Origin of the sequence: Halanaerobium sp. DL-01, assembly GCF_003338615.1 — a bacterium.
GTDB lineage: Bacteria > Bacillota > Halanaerobiia > Halanaerobiales > Halanaerobiaceae > QPJE01.
In genome coordinates this window covers 17,069-39,460 of record NZ_QPJN01000016.1, presented here as the reverse complement: position 1 = coordinate 39,460, position 22,392 = coordinate 17,069, and the positions used below count along the sequence as shown (strand labels likewise).

Sequence of the window (22,392 nt, the reverse complement as noted above, 5' to 3'; positions counted from 1 at the left end):
ATCTTATTTAAATTCTACATAAGCTAACTGTACACAATCTAATTTAGGAAATAATTCTTCTTTCTCCTTTAATTGTTCTAATTCTAAATCATAATCAGAAGCTAAATTTGAAAGTTTTCCTTTTTTTATGTTTTCAACTTTTATATTTTCAACTGCTTCCCTTTTCTGTTTGAAATATTCTTCAAGCTGTGATTTCTGTTGTTTTAATTTGTCTGTCCAATCTAACTTCTCTGATAAAAATATATCTTCAGCCTCTTTTTCAGCTTCTTTTTTTGCCGATTCTTCTAAGCATTTTATTTGACTATAATCTGGTAAGACACCTAGATTAAAATTATTAAAATCATTTATATCAGCAAATGCTTTAGAAATTCGCCGGTTGAATCTTTCAGTATCTTCTATAAAGATTGAAATTAATTCAGTATAATTATAGTTGAAATTATTCGTGATATTTAGATTCCAATAACTTAATAATCCGCTTTTACCTGCAAATCTATTATCATTTATTTCAAATGCAGATACATAACCTTCTTTTTTTGATTCTTTAATAGCTTCTTTAACATAATCATGTTTTAAACTAAATAAATCTGCCTCTTCAGTATTTAAACCTTTACTGGGCTTAAAGATCACCTTAGAAAAATGATTTTTGAATTTTTCGTTCGCAAAATTATTTTGGAAATAATAAATATTTTCATCCCTACTGTATTCATTTAACTCCATATTATTTAACTTGAAAAATAATTTTATGAAAGATTTAACTTTTTTAGGCACTTCTTCAATTACTTTTTTATCAGCTTTTTTTAATTCATTCTTTTCATTAAATGGGATTAAATAATCTTCATCTTCAATTATATTTTTAGCTTTATTATACATTTCTTCACCAATTTGATCTAATTTTGCTTCTTCCAGCTCATCATTGATCACAGCATCAAAATATAATTGATTAAAATTAAAATCCTCCTGTAAAGTTGAAAGAACATCTCCAAACTTATCTTCTCCAAATTGGTCTTTTATAATTCTTAGCTTATTTTCTAAAATTTCTCTAACATGTTCTTCTACTGTATCTTCTAAAATAAAGTTAAAGATTTTAACATCTTCTTTTTGGCCAATTCTATCTATTCTTCCTATTCTTTGTTCCAATTTCATAGGGTTCCAGGGTAAATCATAATTAATCATATAAGAGCAGAACTGTAAGTTAATACCTTCTCCACCAGCATCAGTAGAAACTAATATTTGAGATTCTTCTTTAAACTTATTTTTCTGCAATATTTTTTCCTCTAATGATAATTTGCCATTAATATGTGCTGTTTTATAACCTAATTTTTCGAGAGATTCTAAAATATAATTCTGTGTTTCTATAAACTCCGTAAAAACAATTATTTTCAAGTCCGGATCTTTTTCTTTTTGCTTAGCAAAATCAATAATTTCAAGCAATTTCTTTAATTTAGCATCATCATTACCATTTAAAGATTTTTCAGCACTTTTAATACAATTTTCGATTATATTAATTTCTTTATTTAGATATTTATCATTTTTTAAAAAAGCCATATTACTTTCAATAAATTCAAGCTGTTCTTCACCACTAAGCTCATCTAGATCCTCTAAATCAAGACTATTTAATCTGCGAGAAATATCTTTTACTTTTTTTAATTTTTTATATCTTTTTTCTAAAGTCTTTTTAATTGCTCTACTACTACTGGAAACAATTCTTTGATAAAGCATTAATAGAAAAATCATTGGATAATTTTTCTCGAATTTAGCTAAATCATAATACTCCGAAACATAATCTACAATATTATCATACAATTTTTTTTCAGCTTCATCACTGCTATTATTTCTAGAAATTCTAACCTCATTGGTAAGTCTATTTTTAAATATGCGCTTACCTTCCATATCTACAACTGCTCTTTTTTTATTTCTAACAGTTACTTGTTTGACTTTTTCAGGAATAAGATTATCTCTATTATAAAATAAATGGGGATCAATTAATTTTAATATATTTTGAAAAACTGCTGGTTTACCATTATGAGGTGTTGCAGTTAATAACAAAAGGGTTGGAATAACTTCTGCCAGTTCTTTTCCTAATTTATAACGGGCGGTTTCACGGCCAGATTTATATTTTGTTAATTTATGAGCCTCATCAAAGATAACTATATCCCAATCTCCATCAATACAACTATTGTATATTTTCTCATTATGTTCTTTTCTTCTCTTATATTCAGCTTCACTAATTTCATCAGATAATTTATTAGATTTTAAAAAGTCAATTGAAGTTATAACCTGATCAAATTCAAACCATATATTACCTTCTTCACCATAAAGATCTTCCAAAGCATTAGCTTTATCTTTGTTTAAAATATAAAAGTCTTCATCAAATTTTAATTTCATTTCCTCCTGCCATTGATTAGTTAATCCAGCAGGTGTAATGATTAATACTCTTTTAGCTGTTCCTCTTAACTTTAGTTCTTCAAAGATTAAAGCTGCCTCTATAGTTTTACCTAATCCGACTTCATCTGCTAATAAACATCTAGTTTTGAATTTATTAAGCACAAAATTCAAAGCTAAAATTTGATGTGGTAAGGGCTGAATCTTAAAATTTACAGAAGATATTACATCTTGGTTATTATAAAACTGTTCTAAGTTATGGGCCATATTTTTAAGATAAAAAGCATTTGGATCTGAACTATAACCTGCAGCTAATAGGGAAGAAGGATCTGGCAGTAGTTCCAGATCCTCTTTTTTTACTTGTATTGTTTTATTAACTTTTTTAAAGAAAACTTCAAAATAAATATTATTGAAAATTTCAGCTTTAGAAATTATTTGTCCAATACCATATTTATCTTTATATTTTACTTTACTTCCTAGCTTCATAATTCCACCTCAATTTACTCTGTTTTCATCCGAGCAATATCTACAAAGTCAAGTATATCCCCACTGGATTCTAGAGTAGATTTATATAATCTATCTGCTACAGTCACTATATCTTCATAGTTCTCCTGCTGATAACATTTAGTAAAGCCATGGATTAATGCTTCTTTTCTTATATTTTTGATCTTTCTACTACCATTTTTAGCACGGTCCAATAACTTCTTCCAGGCCCGTTCTAAATTCTTAGTTCTACTTTTTTCTATACTCTCTCTTTCTTTTCTAGTTTTTGGTCTTCTATATTTTCCGTCTTCTAAAATAAAGTTTTGATCTAATAATTCTCTTAATTCAGGTATCTTATCATCAGTTTGAGTTGCTATTTGCTCATAACTAGTATAAATCTCTCCATAATCTTTTGGTTCATCTAAAAAGTTATTGATCCAAGTTAAAGCACTTTTTTCATCAACAACAAATAATACCTGATTACCTTTTTTAATGTCTTCTATTTCATCGAGCTTAAGTGAACTTTTCCATTCACTATATTCATCTGCTTGATCTTCTAAGAACCAGTAACCATCTAATTCTACAAAGTTATCATGTAATAACTTATAGAAATTATTAGCATCATATTTTATCTTAAATCCATTCTCAACATAATGAGCCAACATTTTAGAATAAAGCATCTGTTCTGTTCTTTCTATATTAGCTCCAACTGGCAAATGTTTTAGCTGTTCTTTTACAAAATCAGCTTCTAATCCTTCACCAGCATTTTTTAAGAATTTATCTTCAAATTCTTTTTTTGGTTTATATGCGTTTATTACAAGATCATTTTTTACTGCTCCAGCCGAAGTTACTTGCTTAAAACTACCTTGTTTTTTGTCAAGTGTACTTACCTGAGCAATAATAAAACCAGCTCTTGTTATACTTTCCTGAATAGCATTCCAAACTTTAGCTTTAGAATTATGAAAAACAACAGTCATCCATCGGTTAGGTTTTAAAATTTTATACATTTCTTTAAATCCTTGTGTCATCAATGAAGTATAGTCATTAAGATTTTTGTTTTGAGAACTATTAACTATAGCTTCTGTTTCATTATTTGTAAAAACTTGTAACCAAGACTCTAAAATAAAATTTAACTCAGAATACATTAAATTAGAACCAAAAGGAGGATCAGTAAAAATATAATCTATTGAATTTTTATTTATTTTAGAATTAGTAATTGAATTCGTTTCAATTATAGAATTACCTTTTAGAATATTACTAAGCTTTTTAGCAGGTTTCATAATTCCTTTAGGACCATATAACTTTCTTTTTAAATATTCTATAACATTTAATTCTTTCATAGTTGATGGAACATATAATGTCCCAGTAACAATTCCTGTTCTGGAACCATATCTACTCATTTTAGAATTATTAGCTAATAATATTAATAATAATATTTTTAAATTATTATCTTCAATTTTACTCCATATTGTACTTAAAGCCCATAAATTTCTTTTTGTAAAAAAATGATGCACGTTAGTAAAACCATGAGAATTTTTGGGTTGTTCAGTATTATAACCTAATGGTAACTCATCAGTTGGATACCAATAAGGTATTTCAGTCTCATTTATTTTTTTTAATATTCTTTTATCATTTTCATCTAACTCTTTTTCAAATCTTTTCTTTCCCATATAATAGTTAATTAAGACTGGCTCTTGTTTAGCGATTTCTATTTTTTTATCAATAGAACTATCATAAAATTTTTCTTTAACTCTTTCACAATCTCTTTTAGTTAATTTTGCATTACAATTAGGACATTCATACTCTTTTTTTACTTTTTTAGTATCTTTATTTACAGCGGTATTCCAAAAGATATATTCTTCATTACAATATGGGCAAATAAACACATCACTCCATACTGTATAATTTATAATACCTTTATTTTTATCTAAATCAAACAATTTTGCCTTTTTCCCTGTACGAGTATTCTCAGCATTATTCTTATGTTCTGTTTCATATAACCATTTAGTTTCTTCTTCAACTTCCTGTAAAAGTTTATCTACTTTTTCTTTAAATTTTTTATACTCCATAGGGTTATTATAACTATTTGAAATAAAAGTTGCAGCAACTGAAATATCAGATAAAATAACATTTCTATTAATAGATTGTGCTGCAACACCTGTCATGCCGCTTCCACAAAATCCATCATATACAATATCTCCTTCTTTTGTATAATGTTTTATAAATTTTGTTATTGCTTTATGTGGAACTTTGGTATGATATGAATAAGCATTATATATTGAATCATTTTTTCCTTCACTAACATCACCAACAAATGGTTTCTTCTCATAATTATTAGCTTTCAAATCATAAGAAGTACCATATTTCTGGATAAAATCATTAACATAAGGATTTGGAAACGCTGTATAGTCTGGTGGATTGGAAATTTTTAAAATTTCTTTATCTTTACCATTTGGAAACCCATCTAACTTTTTTAAATCATTCATCAAATTATTTAACTCTTTTTCTTTCATTGTTATTTGCCTCCAATTAAAGGATTAATTTAATTTGTATAGAATATTAAATATTAAGGAGGAATTCATAATGAACTCCCATATACATTTTAATAAAAATTTACCATTATTTAAAATTATAAATTTAGCTCAAAATAATAACTACGAAGCTATAGAATTTATAATTAAAAAATTTAAATATATAATCCATTTTTATGCAAAAAAATACTATTTGCCTCACTCTAGTTATGAAGATTTACTTCAAGAAGGATATATAGGATTATATAAAGCAATAAAAGATTATGATCACAATAAAAATGATTCCTTTAAAACTTTTGCATTTTTGTGTGTCAAAAGAAATATGATAAGCTCAATCAAAAGAGAAAACAGAAAAAAACATAAAATATTTAATGAATCAACATCTTTAAATAAGTCATTATTCAAAGATAGTAAAGTTAATCTATTTGATATTATAGAAAATAATAAATCAAATAATCCAGAATATCACTTTATAAAAGATGAAGAAATAAATAACCTTTTAAAATATTTAAATAATGAACTTAGTGATTTAGAATATAATTGTTTAATTTTATATTTAAAAGATTATTCATATAAAGAAATTGCTAAAAAAACAAAAGTTCATTTAAAAGCTGTCACAAATGCAATGTACAGAGTAAGAAAAAAAACAAAAAGATACAAAGAATATAACTGCATAAACAGCTTTTAGTCGCTCTTTATGCAGCTTTTTATTTATTCCTCCTCATCAATTTCTTTAAACTTAATTCTAATATTATCTCTATCTCCATGTTCTAAAATCCAAGCTTTTATTTCAGATAGCTTTTTATCAAACATATCAAAATCTAAAACGCCTTGATCTTTAAATATAATCTTCATTAATTGTTTAGGAGTTACTTCTACTTCTTTTAATTCTGAAAATAGAGTATTTAATACTGTGATTATCTCATTTGTTATATTTTGAGGCAATTCTTTCTTTTCTAATATTTCATCAACAATATTTTGTTCAGAGCTGGTCAATTTAGAAATATTATCCTCATAATTTTTTATTTCAGAAATAATTTGTTCTTCCCACTCTTCTTCAATCTCTATTACTTGATTAAATAAATCATCTAATATGTCATTTAAATCATTAAAATCACTATCTATATTTTCTGGGAAATTACAATGCGGACATTTGATTTTTTCTTCTAGATATTCTTCTTTCAACTTTGTACATTTAACTCTTTCTAAATTATTAATTTTTACCTTTAAGTTATTATACTTTCTAGTATTTATACCTGTAATATTTTTAAGCTTTTCTAAACGCTCTAATTCTTTTTTATTATTTATTTCTACTAATTTGGACCATTCAATATTTTCGCCAACTTTATTCCGATGTTGACGATAATATATAGCTTTATACTTATCTTTAAATTGATTTAATTTTCCTTTTAACAATCTTCTCTGATCATATTCCAATAATAACATTAAATCCTCTTCGTTTGTTCCTAGCAATTCTTCACAATTAGCAGCTATTTCTTTCAATTTATCAATGGATTCATCCTCAAAAAAATCAGCATTTTCTTTAATCAGCTTTAAAGATTTTTCCATATATAAATATTCATCATATATAAACTCTTCAAAATCATTTAGATATCCTAATAAATGCTTTAAAAGTTTAAGTCCTTGTTCAAGATCTTTTAATTCATCTTTATCCAAACTAATCTTTTTAAAATCAGTAATAGTATTGACCTTTGAAAATAAATCAATCGGAATATTTTTTAATCCTTCTCTTTTTTTAATTAGTTTATTTATGTCGAAAAAATCATTTGGTTTCATTTTCAATCTATCAAGTTTTTTATCAACTTCTTCAATTTTTTCTTCAATCTCAATAGTCTTTTCTTTAAATTCCCTTAAAGCATCATTTCTTTTTTTCTCATGTCTTACTAAGCCAGGATTAATATCTAAAACTTTAAATAAATCAATAATTGCATCTACAGGAAAATCAGTTTCTAAACTTACATACGATACCTCATCAAATTTATTTAAACCTGAACTGAAAAATTGCTTTAAATCAGATGCTGTTAAAGTTCTTACAGAACCCCTATTATTGTGTTTTAAATTAGCCTCTCCGTTATAGGTTATTACAAGCAGAATCAAATATGCTAATTCTTTTTGCAAACCAAATGGTGGTTCTGCTAACATTTCAACTAGTCCATTTACACTAATATTTTTACCTTTATTATCTTTAAGCTTATCTAAGATTATATTAGCATACTTAGAATTTCTGGTATCTAGATAATTATTATCATCTAATAAGTTGAGAGAAGACAATAAATTTTGAGAATTACTTAATGAAATCTCTTCCCTACCAGTTAAAATACTATCTATTGTTCTTTCTACTTCTCCCTGAATATTTTCACGAGATAATCGGCTTATTAAATCTGGATACTCAGGATATTTATCATTAAATACATGTCCAAATACAGCTGGTTTAACTGCTTCATAATAGGCACTTAAAGTGTCTGGCTCTTGTGCTAATAATTTTTTGGTACTATCATAATCCCCGCCATTTTTTATATTAGTTAACAGCAACAACTTAAGTAGTTTTTCTTTTGCCTCTTCTAAAAAATTTCTCTTCTTTTTATCCATTATACTCTTCGGATAATTACTGCCACTTTTGAGAGAATTTACTGCAGCTATCTTACTAAGTAAATTATCTAATTCCTCATTATATTCTAGATTTAAAATTGCAGTATCAAAATCACTTTTTATTGTTGCTGATTTTTGATATGGAGAAACTATAACAAAATTAAAATCTCCATCTCCTTTATCTAAAACAACTGAATTATCATCATAAATAAAGGAACCTTCTCTAAAAGATTTCTTTTCTTTCCAATAACTATCATCATCAAATACTCTGTCATGATTTGAATCTGAGTCTAAATAAAAATTATCTTTCAGAATGTTTAATAAAACACTATCTTCAGCACCAACATAAAGGTTTTCTGCTTTTCTTTGAATAACTACATCATAATCCACACTACTATCCATATCCAAATAATAATAACCATTATCAGTTTTATTAATAAATTGTCCATCAGTAACATCTCTTAATTTTTTTAATATCATATTAATTCTTTCAATGTTATTAACAGTATCAGAAATAACCATTAAATCTGTAGCTAACTCAGCTGGTGTAGCACCATTATTTGTTGTCTTGCCATAAATTTTCAATACCGCTAAAGCATTAATAATTTTTTTAGCATCTGATTGTAATGGATGTCTTAATAAATCAACTTTACTATTTAAAGTTTCAACAGCATTAACTACAGGAGCTATTTCATCTAGTTGTCTAATATTATGATCTTTAGCCATTTTATCATAAATTTTATCAAAAGTTACAAAGGCTGGAAATTTTTTATCTAAAATATTTTTCACTTCTTTAACAGTGAAATCTAAAATACCTCGATTCTCAAAATAAGGTAAATAATTAAAGACGTCTATAATATAGGGATGAACTGGATATAATTCAACAAATTCATTTAAATTATTTTGGACTTGGGGAATTTGTTGACCATATTCATCGAGCAAGTCTTTTAATTGATCCCTTTGGCTAATATCTTTTTTTAAGGCTCTTTGTGATAATACTTTTTTAATATCATCTTTAGAGATAGTAATAATCTCATAACGTTGAATAGTTCTGCCGATGCTTTCAGCCTCTTCAATAAATTCATCACTTTCAAATACATTTTCCTGCATAGAACCTAAGAACATAAAATCCATTTGGTTACTTGCTTGTGCTAAAACTCTCATAAATTGAGTGTCAGCAAATTTCATCTCTTTACTAGGTTTTGACTTTAAGAAGTCAGAAATTTCATCAATAATTACTACTAATCCCATTTTAGGATTTTCAGATTTAATAATATCCAATATTTCTCTTACTTTCTCTTTATGGTCATAAATATCACCAGCATCAATCTCTGGTATTTCAATGTCATAATTTTGTTTTAGTTTAACTGTTAATCTATCGTAGAAAAATTCACTTAGAGTATGTTGACTTGGTTGGAGTTCAAAATGCACAACCGCAAATTCTCTATCTAAATTTTTCTTAAAAATTTCTTTAGTTTCTTCATCCTGCAGACTATCAGCTAATCTATGATTATCAATTACTGCTGCTAAGATAGCTAAGAAATGGGATTTACCTGAACCATAGTTACCAATAATTTGATAAGACTTATGCTTAGGTTTTTTTAAATCTTCTGCTATCCTTTGAATATGTACTTTTAAATCATCTGTTATTACATATTTTTCAATTGTATCTTTTGCTTTATCCTCAGTTTCAATATATGTATCAATATCAATAACTTTATCCAATTCTTCTAAATGTAATAAATCTTTAACTTTCATTAATTAATTCACCTCAACTTCAGTTATTCTTTCAGAGACAATTCTAGATATATCAATATCTTTATGATCCTGTTTATCCGGGGTAGAATATATCACTTTATCATCTCTCATTTTACCTTCAATAAATATTACGGCTTCCTTGTCGCCTCGCATAGCATATCTAAATGTTTCAACAGGATTAATTAAATTTAATTCTGGAGAATAGATTATACTTGTATTAGTAATTACTATTTTATTTTCTTGATCACTAAGCCATTCTTTTATCTTATCACCAATTTTTAAACCAATTTTGTTTTCAGGTATATTCTCTACTAAATCTAAAATTACTTCTTCAATATCATAAACATCCCAGCCATTATTTTTTAAATAATCAATTATATTATTTTTATGATTTTCTTCACTTCCTACTAATGTTAAAAGTTTGTAATGACTATCTCTATTAATTTTAATCAAATCATCTATATGTGTCACCAAACCACTCCTTTTGATTTTTAATCCTTACTTAATAATAATTCAAGAAATTGTTATTAAGTCCTTTATTTTATATCTTATTACAAAGACCAAATATCAACAGCAATTTTAGATAATTCTTCACTTCTTTGTAAAATAGAATTAGATTTCCAGTCTGAATAATTTTTAATAATTTCTTCTGTCATTTTAAAACTAGATTCATCATAACGTTTTTTCTTTTGTAGAAAAGGCTTATTTGAAGCCCTAATATTTAACTTATATTCTAGTAAAGTTAAATTTCCTATTCTAGTTTTTAAATTCTCAAATTCAGCTTTATCTACATCTAAATAATCAGCCCATTTTTTATACTTTTTAGCAGTAAAAGAACTTGTCGGTGCAATATGTTCAATATGTACCTCTGACCTTTCCTTAATTGATTTACCAGCAGCATTTTTCATAAAATGCTTTTTCTCAAAAGTGTCCAAAATATATTTAGTTTGATCATTATTTCTGAAATCTCTTTCTTTAAAATTATTTTCAAATTCTGAATCACTTGGCATGTTCTTTTCAAAATAATTTTTTATAAATAATTTAGGATTATCTTCACTAAAAGCATTAACTGCTAAATAATTATAGATTGTATCTAACTCACCTGTAGCTAATTGACCAACAATTCGCCTGATAGAAAATGTTTCAATGTATTCTAAAATAGAGGTCAAATCCTGAACTGAAAGCTCTTTTTTTAATGTCTGATCAAAAGCTTTTAATAATAGTGTTCTAGCTGGCAAGGCACCAATAGCATTAAAATTATTGAGATGATCATTTATAATTGTTCTCTGATTTTTAGTAAAAAAATCATCACCAATATTTGCATTATTAATATTTCTATACAACTCAGATTTTTCTTCCATATCCTTTATATAATCTTCTATTGTCAGATTATAATCTGCTAAATCTTCATTAATTATTTCTTTAAATCTATCATAAACTCTTCTTTGAGTAATTTTACTGTTAGTTACTGGTTCACTCGACATTATATAATGCCTAAAAAATCTGACTTTCCTATTTACATCTTGAATATTCAAAATAATATTTTCCCAATTCTCTTTAATCAAGTCTGTATCCACATCTTCATTATTATTTGCTACTTTAAGTAAATAATTTTTCATTAAATCTATGGCAGATAATTCTAAACCTCTGTCATTTAAAGTTTCAAATAATCTAAAGGCTGATTTTTCATTTTGAGCCTGGATTAACACAACTAAAATTTGTTCTAATAATTTATCATAAACTTCTTCAATTTCTTTTTCAGTCATTTTAGATAGTTTTTCTTCAAAAAATTTATAAGCATTAATTAAATTTTGATTATCAATGCTTTTCATATTATCATTCATAATATTTTCATAATCAGAATGATCTAATTTACCCAATTCTAACTGAATTCTCCTTTTAGCTTTTTTGTTTTTGGTAAATAAATAATTAGCATTTATCATTTTTGCCATTTCATTATATTCTTGATTATCTTTAAACTTCTTTTGAATATTTTTTAATAATAACATAATTGTAGTTAATCTTTGCTGTCCATCAACTAATTCTAGTTCATTAAAGCCAATATTATGAGCTCCAGTTATAACAACTATTGATCCTAAAAAATGTTCCTCATCAGCTTCTAATGAATTTAAATCAAACCAAAAATCTTCAAGCTGCTCTCTTTTCCATGAAAATCTTCTCTGATAATCAGGTATTTTATAATATTCACTATTTCCGGTTAACACTTCTTCAATTTTCATTTCTTCTGCATGTATTTTATTTCCCACTTTAATCACTCCAATATTTATTATTTATTCTACATCAAATCTGATAAATCTCCCAATTCTTCAATCAAGGGCAATATAATCTGAGAAATGGGCTTAGTAGTTTTTTGAATCACTTTTTCTTTATCCTGCTCATCTTCTAACTGAGAGTAGATAGAAAAGCCTATTAAACCCAGTGCTATTTTAAATCTTTCTTCATAGAGCTCTATTTCACTCTGATCTAATTTTTTAGTTTTTAAAGTTCTCTTTAAATTAACATTATCTCTATTTACATAAATATCTAAGTCTTTATCTGACTCTTTAATTAAAATTGTACTATCTTCACTCCATTTTTCAGGCCAATCCTCTTTTTCTAATAAAGAAATATTAGGTAAATTTAAATTATCATTTTTATCTTTAGGTTTATTAGTTTTAGTCTTCTTTTTCTTTCCTTTATCAGCTTCAGTTATATTTAAAATTAAACTCTTCGCAAAAGTAGGTGCAGCACCAAAACTGTCTAGTTCAACATCAATCGTAATCCTATCTCCCTCTTTTAAGGAAATTAATTCTGGAACTACTGTTAGAGTAAGCTTCCCATTTCTTAATCTTTTACTCTTAATTAAACTATCATTGGAAATTCTTAATTCACCAGGATCATTAGGCCTATCTAAAAATTCATTTTCTACATCTGTCTCAAAAACAACTCGACAGTAACTATTTTCTGGACAATTCTTTTTACCATTTTTAGGATTTATCAATTCAAAATATGTTGGAAATCTTTTTCCTTCATATTGATCCTCGTTATCTCCAATTTTCCAGGGATTGGCTAATTTCTTTCCCTGGCCAAATAAAATAGCTATTTCTGAGTTTTTCTTAACTAATTCCTGGAAAAGATCTTTTGTTTCCTCAGCTTTCTTTTCTAAAGTTTTTTTCATTTTTTCTTCTTTTCTTTTTATATTCCATTTTTTTAATAAAACATCATTTTTTAATAGATTTTCTAATTCCTTTTCTAACTTTTTACTTAATTTATCCCCAGTTCGTAATCTATCTCTGGAACCCATAAAAAGATCTTCTCGAACATCTTTAGAAAAATCACTGCAGTCTAGATGAACCAACAATGAATTTTTAATCCAATCCTTTTTTACTCTTTTTCTAGTAAAAAATCTACGATCATAAGTTGAATGAGCCTGACCATTTATTGTTAAAATAATTGCTTCCGAAGCTTTTAGAAAATGTTCTTCTTTACCATCTTTAAATAACCAAATTTTTACATGAACAGTTCCTAACCCCTTAATTTTAAGATCTTCAGAAATAGGAAAGTCTTTTTCTATAAGATTATATATATCTGGATTGTTTGCTATTCTAGCTGTCATTCCAGTTAAAGTAGTCTCAGTTAGATCTCCTTTATAATTTCTAGCATCTACTAAACGGACAGGAATTGGCATATTGAATAATATTCTGTTTAAGCTATAATATAAATCAAAAGTAATTAAAGTTCTATCAGTTATATCATACTCATATAGCTTAATTAGAGTTCCATAATTTATTTTGTTCTTATATTTTCCAGACTTGCTATCAGGTAATATATCTAAGCTGTCAGCTTTAAAACTTGCAATTTTTTGATCTGGTGCAAAATATTCATAAACCGAAGATTTTTCTCCATCCTTGGGGCGCCTTCTTCTAACTAAAGTAAAGCCCCATTCATTATTTGAATTATCAATTTCAGGATGTTTTCGAGACATAACAAACTGATAATTTTTCTGACCACAAAAAGGAAGGGCACCAGTACCACCCATATTAAATCTACCCTGAACAAATAAAATTTTGTCTTTATTTGATTTATGTAAACTTAATAGAGTATCCGGAAAGTCTTCTGGTCTTTGCCCCTCACCTTTATCATAAATAATATAAGATGGATTTTGACGGGATCCTGTTGCAATCAAGTTTATTTTCTCAGCTAGTTTAGTTTGTTCTTTTGAACTAAGAAGAGAAATTTTACCATCTTGAATATTAAAGAACCTTTCAACTGCTTGGTTCATAGTTTTAGGCGCAGCATCACTACTAGGATCTATACCATTCTTTTTAGCTTCAGATATTAAAACTGCATCTATACTATTGACTATTTTTTCTACTAAAGCTAATGTAGAATCACTCTGTTGATTACCAATGGTACCAAAGTTATTGTCTAAGTCACCATAATTTCGCCAGTTATTATCATCAGCAAAAATTTCATGTTTATTTAAGATAGAATCAATTTCTTTTTCTGTTTCCGCTTTAATAAAGTCTATTGCTAATTTTTTATAATTAATTTGATTATCAAAATCTAGATTCATCTTTTGATAATTCATAACTACTCCTTTCTGCTAAAATCAGCTTGGCCTAATCAAATCAACATCTTTGATCTTCCACTTTTCAACCTTGCCTGATTCATTAATAACAATCAGATGATCATTTTTAATATCATAAACTTTTCCTGTTCTACCATCATAATTTTCTACAATATCATGTAGATCAAACTCATCAAAGTCTTCTTCATTACTTTCTCCAAAATCAAACTTAAGATTTAATTCTTCATTTTCAGTGATTTCTTTTTGGCTGCTGATAACTTGAAAACTATTAGAGTCAACTTCATCATTTTCATTATCCTTTACTTGATTATGCTCTTTTAATCTATCCTGATTCTCATTATCTATTTCAATTTGTTTAGACTCTTCTTCAAATTCTTTTTTTCTTTTTTGAGGTTTTATATTTAAAGAATTAAGTATTTTAATTACAGAACTCATTGCCTGGTCTGGATCATTATAAAAAGCAGAACCTGATACGCGCCAGAAGGTCCAGCCAACTCTTTCTAATTGATGCTGACGCATTTTATCAGCCCACCATTGTTCCGGTGGATGCCAGCGGTCACCATCACACTCTACAGCCAGTCTGTTGTTTTCTCCTTCAACAACCAGATCAATTCTATAAGCACCTACTTCTACCTGAGGTGTAACTTCATATCCGCGTTCAGTTAACCAGTCATAGACATCTTCTTCAAATACAGAATCACATTTTTTCTTTTTATTTTCATCTAAATCTTTTTCTGTAATTCCATTTTTAATATAATTCAATAATTTATAGCGCAGATCATCTGGATTGGTAAGATCAGTTCCCAATTGAACGGAATGGAATAAGATTAATTTATCTTTAGCCCGGCTGGTTGCAACATTAATTCGCTGTTCATAGGTTTTACCGGATAAAGCTCGATAATTATCATCCTGACCACCAACAACCATTGATAAAATAATTATATCTCTTTCATCACCCTGAAAATCATAAGCATCTCCAGCATGGAATCTTATTCTTTCCTGATCTTTAGTACTAATATAATTATCAATCAAATTATAAATGTGTTTGGCCTGATCTCTTCCGGTTAAAGAGATAACACCAAAGGTTTTATCTCGATATTTATCTTTTTTTATTAACTCTGCTATTTTTTTACAAATTGCTTCTGCCTCTACTTTATTAACTTTATTTTTTCTATAACCATCTTTTACATAAACATTTTCTAAAACAGGCTCTAATTTTTCGCTCTGAGCCGGATTTCTTAATGGAATTATTTTATTTTGATAAAAAAGATCATTATTAAAAGATATAATCTCAGGTAAACATCTAAAATGTTCTTTTAACATCAATTTCTTTGTCCCAAAAAATATTTCTGCTAACTCAAAAATACTAGTTTCTAAGTCAAAGTTATCACTAAAAGGAATATCACCTAAATAACGAGTAATATAATCTAAAACTTTCTGCTTATCTCTACCTACTGCAGAAGGAGTAATCTGTTTTTCATCTCCAACAATAATTGCTTTTTTAGCTCGCAAAAGGGCCAGTAAACTAGTTACATTAGATTGACTTGCCTCATCAATAATGACAACATCAAAAGTTGACATTTTTTTCACTGTTGTCTCAGAAACCTTATAGACAGGCATTATCCAGGCAGGTACAGAATCTCTAGCTTCTTTCATATATTTACGGGCTTTGGCAGCATATTTACTGGCATATTTACCATAACCCTTTCCAATTTTTTTGACCATACTTTTCCAGCTTTTTAAGGCCCCTATATTCTTTTGAGTAATATTATTGATCAAACTAATTTTGGTAGTCACTTCCACAATGTCTTCTTTTAATTCTCTAATCTTATCCTGATTTTCTTTAAGTTCAGCTTCTAATTTAGACATTTTCTCATTTTTATCTGCTATATCTTTTAGATAAGATTTTAGAATATTAAATTTCCAGGCTTCTTTCCAGTTATCTGGTTTAAGCTCATTAGAATCAATTTCAGAATCTAACCAATCTTGATACCAGAGAGGAGCTTCTTTTTTAAGAATCTCTAAATAACTTTTCATTTCCTGCAGCTTTTTTTGATCTTTATCTAATTTAACTAATTGATTATAATGTTCTCCCCAGCTATCTACATGATCTCTGAATTCTGCAAAATCTTTTTCTAAGATTTCAAACAATTTTAAAGCTGTAGGATGAACATTTTTATTTTTAAATTTCAATAAATATTCTTTTTGCTTGCTATATTTATCATCAGCCTGATTCAACTTTAAATTATCTATTTTAAGCTCTAAAACCTCTAATATATTTGTAAATTCTTTTTCTAGATTATTTAGAATTATTTTTCCAGAACCATAGATCACTTTATTTAATTTCATTTTTAATTGATTTTTTAAGGATTTATTATAGTTAAAGGCATTAACAATTTTGTTAACAATTGAATTCACTTTTTTCGCCTTGTCTTCTATTTTTATTTCAGGCAAATTATTATCTATAAAATTAGCAGCAAAATTATCCCATTTGACAATAAGTTCTTTTTGAATAATTTTGCTTTCAATATATGCTTTAATCTTTTTCCAAGTCTCTTTTGTTTCTGGAAGTTCCTGATTTAAACGGACAGATTTAATAGCCTCTTTCTGCCCCTTATCTAATAGACCAAAGAAGCTTAAAACATTCCAGGCATTTTTCCCATTTTCAACTCTCTCAAGAGCCTGATCAATAAACTTCTGATAACTCTCGTAATCATATTTATCATTAAGCTCTATATTATCTGTAAAACTTAATTTTTCTGCCTCTTTTTGCATTTTATTATTTAACTCATTTATTTCTTTTAAACTTTTTTCAATATTATCCATCTCTTTTTTATTGTTTTCAATAAACTCCAGAGCCCAGCTTTCTTCAATATCAGAATAAATCTCATTTACTTCTTGAGTAAAATTATATGCTTCTTTTAAATCATCTAAATTATTTTTTAACTCTAAGCCCTCAAAATATTTATTAATATCTGCTTCTTTTTTTGCAATTTCATACTTGTTTTCTGCAATCTTTTCAAATTCTGCTTTGGTTATTATTTGATTTAGATCAGGTAGCTTATAATTTACCAAATCTTCCAGATTATCTTCAATATCTTTTCTAATTTTTAAAGCTTCACTGAGACTTTCAGCTGAAGGAATATTTGTCGAATGTAGTTTTATGATCTCTTCAAATTTAGTTCTTTTTTCTTCTATTTCATAGGCAGGAAAATCATTAAACCATTCATATTTATGTTCTTCATTTTTAACAAATCTCTGAGCATCAGCTGGATATAATTCTTTATCCATTGGTTCTATAAATACTGCCTTATCAGCATTAGATAATTTTTTCATATCTGCTTTGATAGACTCTAATTTCTTTCTTTTATGTTCAAATGATTTTTCCAGATTTGATCTCTTTTCAAATAATTGGGCTTCAGATGAGTTGGAAACTATATTAGTGATATTATCTATTACTCTTTCCAGCCTCTTAATCCTGTCATCATCATTTGATAAAACAGTCATACTTAATTTTTCAACAGCATCAGGCAGCATATCAGATAACACTCTTAAAGCCTGTTCTTTTTCACTGGTCACTAATACTCTTTTCCCACTGGCGACAAAATGAGAGACAAGATTGGCAATCGTGTGACTTTTACCAGTACCAGGAGGTCCCTGGACTACAACTCCCTGACTCTGCTGCAGATAATCTAAAATTCGTACCTGTTCTTGGTTGATTTTCTTAGGAAATAAGACCTTCTTATCCAAAGTGCTGTCCCACTCGGTGTGGGTATCAATTTGACTGTGATCAATTTTTTTATCTTCCGGTGGAGTTAAAATTTGTTCTAAAATTGGATTATCAATAGCTGAAGCATTTTTTATTTCCTTTTTAAATTCATCAATATCCTTTATCTGTTCAACAATTGTTTTTTTGCGGGTAAATAAAAGCCAGCCGTCAAAAATTTTTAAATCCTGACTAATCTTAGCTGAATCTAATTTATCTATTTTTTTGACTTCCGCACCTGGAGCCAGTCCTTTTAAAAAATATAATAAATCAAGAAATCCCTCTTCAGTAGGATCTGAACTCACTAATTCATTGAAGACCTTTTTTATACTTTCTCTTTCTGACATAGATGTAAATTCTGAAAGTTGCTCGTCCTGTAACATCCAGCTTACATCATCTGGATATGTAATTTTTATTTCATTTGATTTACCATCATAATTAATAGTCATATTGTGGGTAATAACTGGATAATTGAGGAATGAATTATCTTTCTGCCACTGCATTAAACCATAACCAACTACAAACTCAATATTATCCTGATAATCCAGAGCTTTTCTTTCCTGGAATAACTTATTATAAATATCTCTGATTTTTAAAACCGGCTCAATTTCTTCTAACCAATTTTCTAATTTATTTACATACTTCTGATAGCTTTCAATTCTTTGATCCTCATCAGAAAAATATATCTCTTCTTCCTCTCCAGTTTCATTAACAACAGATTTTTTATTTATTTTAGTTGGCAGAATGTATTTATCATTTTCTTCAAATTCAATCCATCCTTTTAATATTTCTGGTATTTCCGGTCTCTCTGGCTCATCTGGCCTCTTAATTGTTATTACTGGAGGAGATAATTCTGTTTCTTTTTCTATAGTAATAAATTCTTCAGACTGAAACTGATATTCGTATAATAAAAGGTTGTTGTAGTTATCAACATTATAGGTTACCTTATAACTCAATCGAATGACTTCTTCTAAATATTTAAAAAGATTTAATCCATTTTTTACAATATCCTGCATATATCATCTCTCCAATATAATTATTTAATAAACTTTTTTACCTTCTTTTATAAACTTGCATTCATTATTTTTTATAACTCTAGTCTCATCTTGAGATACTTTAACTATCAGCTGTTTATCATTCCTTTCAATTACTTTTGCTCTTTCTCCATCGTTTAGTTCAACTATATCATTAATTTTTATTTGTCTTGCTTCTTTTTTCTTTTCATTCTTTTCTAATAGCGGCCTCTGAAAGTTAAATTCAAAAGTATTGCCACTTTTAATAACTTTTCTAAATTCATCATACATCGGGAAATCACCAATGCCACTAACTTCTAACCAGCCTTTAGTTCTGCTTAGAGCTACAAACAATTGGTTTCTTAAGGCAAAATTACTTTCATCTTCTGCAATTTTATCCAGACCAATTACATAGACCATATAAGCTTCATTACCCTTGGCTCTGTAAGTAGTTGTAAAGGTAACTCCACCCTCATTCCAAAATTTATTTCTATCTTCATTAGGAAATTTGGGATAAAAAATATTATTTTTCAGTGCTTTAGGAATATAAATATCAAATCCTTCTTTATTGAGCCTTTTAGCAGCTCTGACTTTTAGATTATATGCTTCTCTACTCTCTCCTAAAGCAATAACTAAAATATCTCTACTTGGTGAGAGGCCATCGACTTCAATATTATATTTTATTTTTTCCACTAAATTGTTAAGCTCTTCCTTACGAGTATTATAGCTGTTAAATTTTATAATATCATCCGGCCATAATTCCGGTACCCGGTTGGGAGTCATTTCTTTAGGACGATGTAAGACTACCTTCTGTCCTACTGGATTAAAGCTCCCTTCCTTTATTTCATAACCTATATTTTCCCAGTCTTCCTGAGTTGTATAGCCTCTAAGCATTCCGTCTTTTCTTAAAAGCCCCATTCCTATTGCATGAGCTGCAGTTAAAATTGGGCCAGGAGTCCTGTAGCATTTATTCATAATTTCACTTTTTCTAATTCCACCGGGATGAAAACCACTGACCAATCTTTTAAAATGCGGATCATCCCCAAATAGCTGTGGTGCAGTAGGTATATTTAGTGAATTCAGACTCTGTGCTTCATCATAAGCCCAGATCAGACGTTTATCCTTATCTTTATCGATTGTTTTTAAGCTCTGATAAGCAAGCCAGTAAAATGGCTGTTTATTCTCATATTTTATTTCTTCATTATCAACTACTAAATCCTGAGCTTCATCTATTAAAACTGCATCATAAATTTCTTTTATTTCAGCAACATCTTCCAACAAATATTTGCAGGCATGAACTAACTTTTCATTTGGGGCTCCATCTACTAATTTTTTTCTTCTAGCACTTAATGGTTTTTTACCATGAGCCTTACACAATTCTCTATAAAATCCTGGCTGATCCTTAGCTCCCCAGGCGTGTAATACTTGTAAATTATTATTATTTGGATCATATTCAACCTTGCCATTACTAAATCTTTTAAGCCATTTATTTACCTCTTCGATGACGCTATCATATAGGCTGCGGGTAAAAAATACTAAAGCTATTTTCCAGTCAGGATGTTTCAAATGCATATGAGCAGCTTTTTGAGCTAAAAGTACAGTTTTACCTGAACCAGCAATTCCTCTAATCCGCTGGGGACCGGGTGGTATTGTTTTACCAATTACCTCCTGCTGCATATCTACTTCATAAAGATCCTCTTTAATTTTCTGTTTTATCTGACTGCGCTTTTTCAATTTATCCGATTCATTAGTGGAATTAATATCTGTAGAACTTTGAACACTGTGAGTAATCTGACCTGTTAATATCATTAAGATATCATTCCAGGCTTCACTGCTCAACTTTTCATTTCCTGCTAAAGTATCAATTTCTTCAATTCTATTCAAAAATTTCTTCGGTGTTAATTGATCTTTAAAAATAATTTTTTTATCATCAAAGTCTTGTTCTAACCATTGCTCTTTAGTTATCTCAGGTAAAATCACTGCAGAACTCTCTTTAATTCTTCTTAGGTTTCTATTACCCTGATAAAGACCCTTTAGTTCATATAAGTTATCTTCAACTTTATAGATCACTTCCTGGCTGCTGCCATTTTTAAAATCCCAGCGCTCATACTGAGCATTAGTCAGTTCATCTAATTTAATATCAATTATTTCTAAGACTACAACACCTAAATCTTTATCAATTATTGTAATATCAGGTTCTTTATGTTTTTCGCCTCGTTTAGAAAAAAGCGGATAACGCCAGTAGGCAAGACACTGTCTGCCGCTAAAAGCTCTTCTTACAGCATCCCAGGAGTCTTTATAAGCTGGTGTTTTATCTTCAATAGTATCTGTAGTTATAAACTTATATTCTGAACTAATTTCAATGCTGTTATCTTTATTAATTTTAATAATATTATTTTCATCAGCATTAAATACTAAATTGCTGCTTATTTCTCTACTTTTTTCTTTTCTGCCTTCTATTTCCTGACTGTTCTGACTTTTCTTTAAATCATCTATTTCTTGCTGTAGTTCTTCAATCAGACTATCATATTTATTTTCAAGTGCTGTTAAGTCTGTTTTTTGCTCATCATTTTTTTCGGGAAGTTTAAATTCTTCTGCTTCGTAATTCCAGTCTCCATAAAGCTGCATAAACCAGACAGCAAGTTTATGGCTTAAAGAAAGCAGGGTTTTAGCAGTTTCAGTCGAATCTAAAGACTCATGTACACCTTTATTACCTTCAATTCTTAAAGTATGGAATACATCTTCAATTTCTCCTTGAATTAATTCTTCTCTTTCCAGTAATTTTAATTTATTAAAAAAACTGTTTTCTTCAGGTTCTTCTAAATTATCATAGGCATATATATAATCTACAATCTGTTCTGTAAACATCCTTAATTTGACAATTGTAGTATTTGGGTCCTGATATAAGTTTTCTTCTGCCAGTTCAGCTATTTCTGCTAAATTTGACCACTTAGTCTTTAAAAAAGAGAAATTACTCTGCATTTTAAACCACCTCATTCTAAATATTCTGTCGATTAAAGTCACACAAAGTCGCCATATACTTAAAATACTTTTATTTTCTATTTATTAAAATTCTCGATTTATCAGAATAAACCTTCTTAAAAACAAGAAGTTTTTACCTAATATTAATATAACACATTACTGTGCCACCATACTGTCGCAAACAGGTGTATATCAATTTTAACTAAAAAGAAAGCTCCCGCATAATGAGGGAGCTTTTACATATTGAGAATATTATTTATCATTTTTAAATCACAA

At 28.1% G+C, this 22,392-nt stretch carries 9 protein-coding genes; 1 reads left to right on the top strand and 8 read right to left on the bottom strand.

All coding sequences use genetic code 11. The annotated features are described in order from the left end of the window. Positions 1–3 precede the first annotated feature (3 nt). Positions 4–2,868, bottom strand: coding sequence for a DEAD/DEAH box helicase (locus tag DER71_RS07045; protein ID WP_114474459.1), 2,865 nt, complete (start codon positions 2,866–2,868; stop codon positions 4–6). A gap of 14 nt (positions 2,869–2,882) precedes the next feature. Beyond that, complete coding sequence (locus tag DER71_RS07040; RefSeq protein WP_114474458.1) at positions 2,883–5,378, bottom strand: DNA methyltransferase; 2,496 nt, start codon at positions 5,376–5,378, stop codon at positions 2,883–2,885. Positions 5,379–5,412: 34 nt separating this feature from the next. Between DER71_RS07040 and DER71_RS07035 the strand changes: the two genes are divergently transcribed. Further along, positions 5,413–6,084 carry a sigma-70 family RNA polymerase sigma factor gene (locus DER71_RS07035; RefSeq protein WP_147269414.1) on the top strand — a complete coding sequence of 224 codons (672 nt, stop codon included), beginning with the start codon at positions 5,413–5,415 and terminating at the stop codon, positions 6,082–6,084. Positions 6,085–6,107: 23 nt separating this feature from the next. Here the strand turns inward: DER71_RS07035 and DER71_RS07030 are convergent, their stop codons facing one another. The 6 genes from DER71_RS07030 to DER71_RS07005 form a co-directional block, all read right to left on the bottom strand. Further along, the gene (locus tag DER71_RS07030; protein ID WP_114474457.1) at positions 6,108–9,764 is read right to left on the bottom strand and encodes a DUF6079 family protein; all 3,657 of its coding nucleotides are present in this window, start codon (positions 9,762–9,764) and stop codon (positions 6,108–6,110) included. Positions 9,765–9,767: 3 nt separating this feature from the next. Beyond that, positions 9,768–10,235, bottom strand: a complete 468-nt coding sequence (brxF, locus tag DER71_RS07025; RefSeq protein ID WP_089720567.1) for a BREX-3 system P-loop-containing protein BrxF — start codon at positions 10,233–10,235, stop codon at positions 9,768–9,770. 80 nt (positions 10,236–10,315) lie between these two features. Continuing rightward, positions 10,316–12,031, bottom strand: a complete 1,716-nt coding sequence (locus tag DER71_RS07020; RefSeq protein WP_073159270.1) for a DUF262 domain-containing protein — start codon at positions 12,029–12,031, stop codon at positions 10,316–10,318. A gap of 29 nt (positions 12,032–12,060) precedes the next feature. Continuing rightward, positions 12,061–14,355 (bottom strand): hypothetical protein, encoded by a 2,295-nt coding sequence (locus tag DER71_RS07015; protein ID WP_114474456.1) that lies wholly within the window; start codon positions 14,353–14,355, stop codon positions 12,061–12,063. A 21-nt stretch (positions 14,356–14,376) separates the two neighbouring features. Continuing rightward, entirely contained in the window at positions 14,377–19,137 is a 4,761-nt protein-coding gene (locus tag DER71_RS07010) for an AAA domain-containing protein (protein WP_114474455.1), read from the bottom strand. 24 nt (positions 19,138–19,161) lie between these two features. Continuing rightward, positions 19,162–22,116 carry a DEAD/DEAH box helicase gene (locus DER71_RS07005; RefSeq protein WP_158531799.1) on the bottom strand — a complete coding sequence of 985 codons (2,955 nt, stop codon included), beginning with the start codon at positions 22,114–22,116 and terminating at the stop codon, positions 19,162–19,164. Positions 22,117–22,392 lie beyond the last annotated feature (276 nt).

Excerpts from the sequence above, each read along its gene's own strand:
- DER71_RS07015 (WP_114474456.1), bottom strand. The coding sequence starts at position 14,355 with ATGAATTATCAAAAGATGAATCTAGATTTTGATAATCAAATTAATTAT.
- DER71_RS07010 (WP_114474455.1), bottom strand. The coding sequence starts at position 19,137 with ATGCAGGATATTGTAAAAAATGGATTAAATCTTTTTAAATATTTAGAA.
- DER71_RS07040 (WP_114474458.1), bottom strand. The coding sequence starts at position 5,378 with ATGAAAGAAAAAGAGTTAAATAATTTGATGAATGATTTAAAAAAGTTA.
- DER71_RS07045 (WP_114474459.1), bottom strand. The coding sequence starts at position 2,868 with ATGAAGCTAGGAAGTAAAGTAAAATATAAAGATAAATATGGTATTGGA.
- DER71_RS07005 (WP_158531799.1), bottom strand. The coding sequence starts at position 22,116 with ATGCAGAGTAATTTCTCTTTTTTAAAGACTAAGTGGTCAAATTTAGCA.
- DER71_RS07030 (WP_114474457.1), bottom strand. The coding sequence starts at position 9,764 with ATGAAAGTTAAAGATTTATTACATTTAGAAGAATTGGATAAAGTTATT.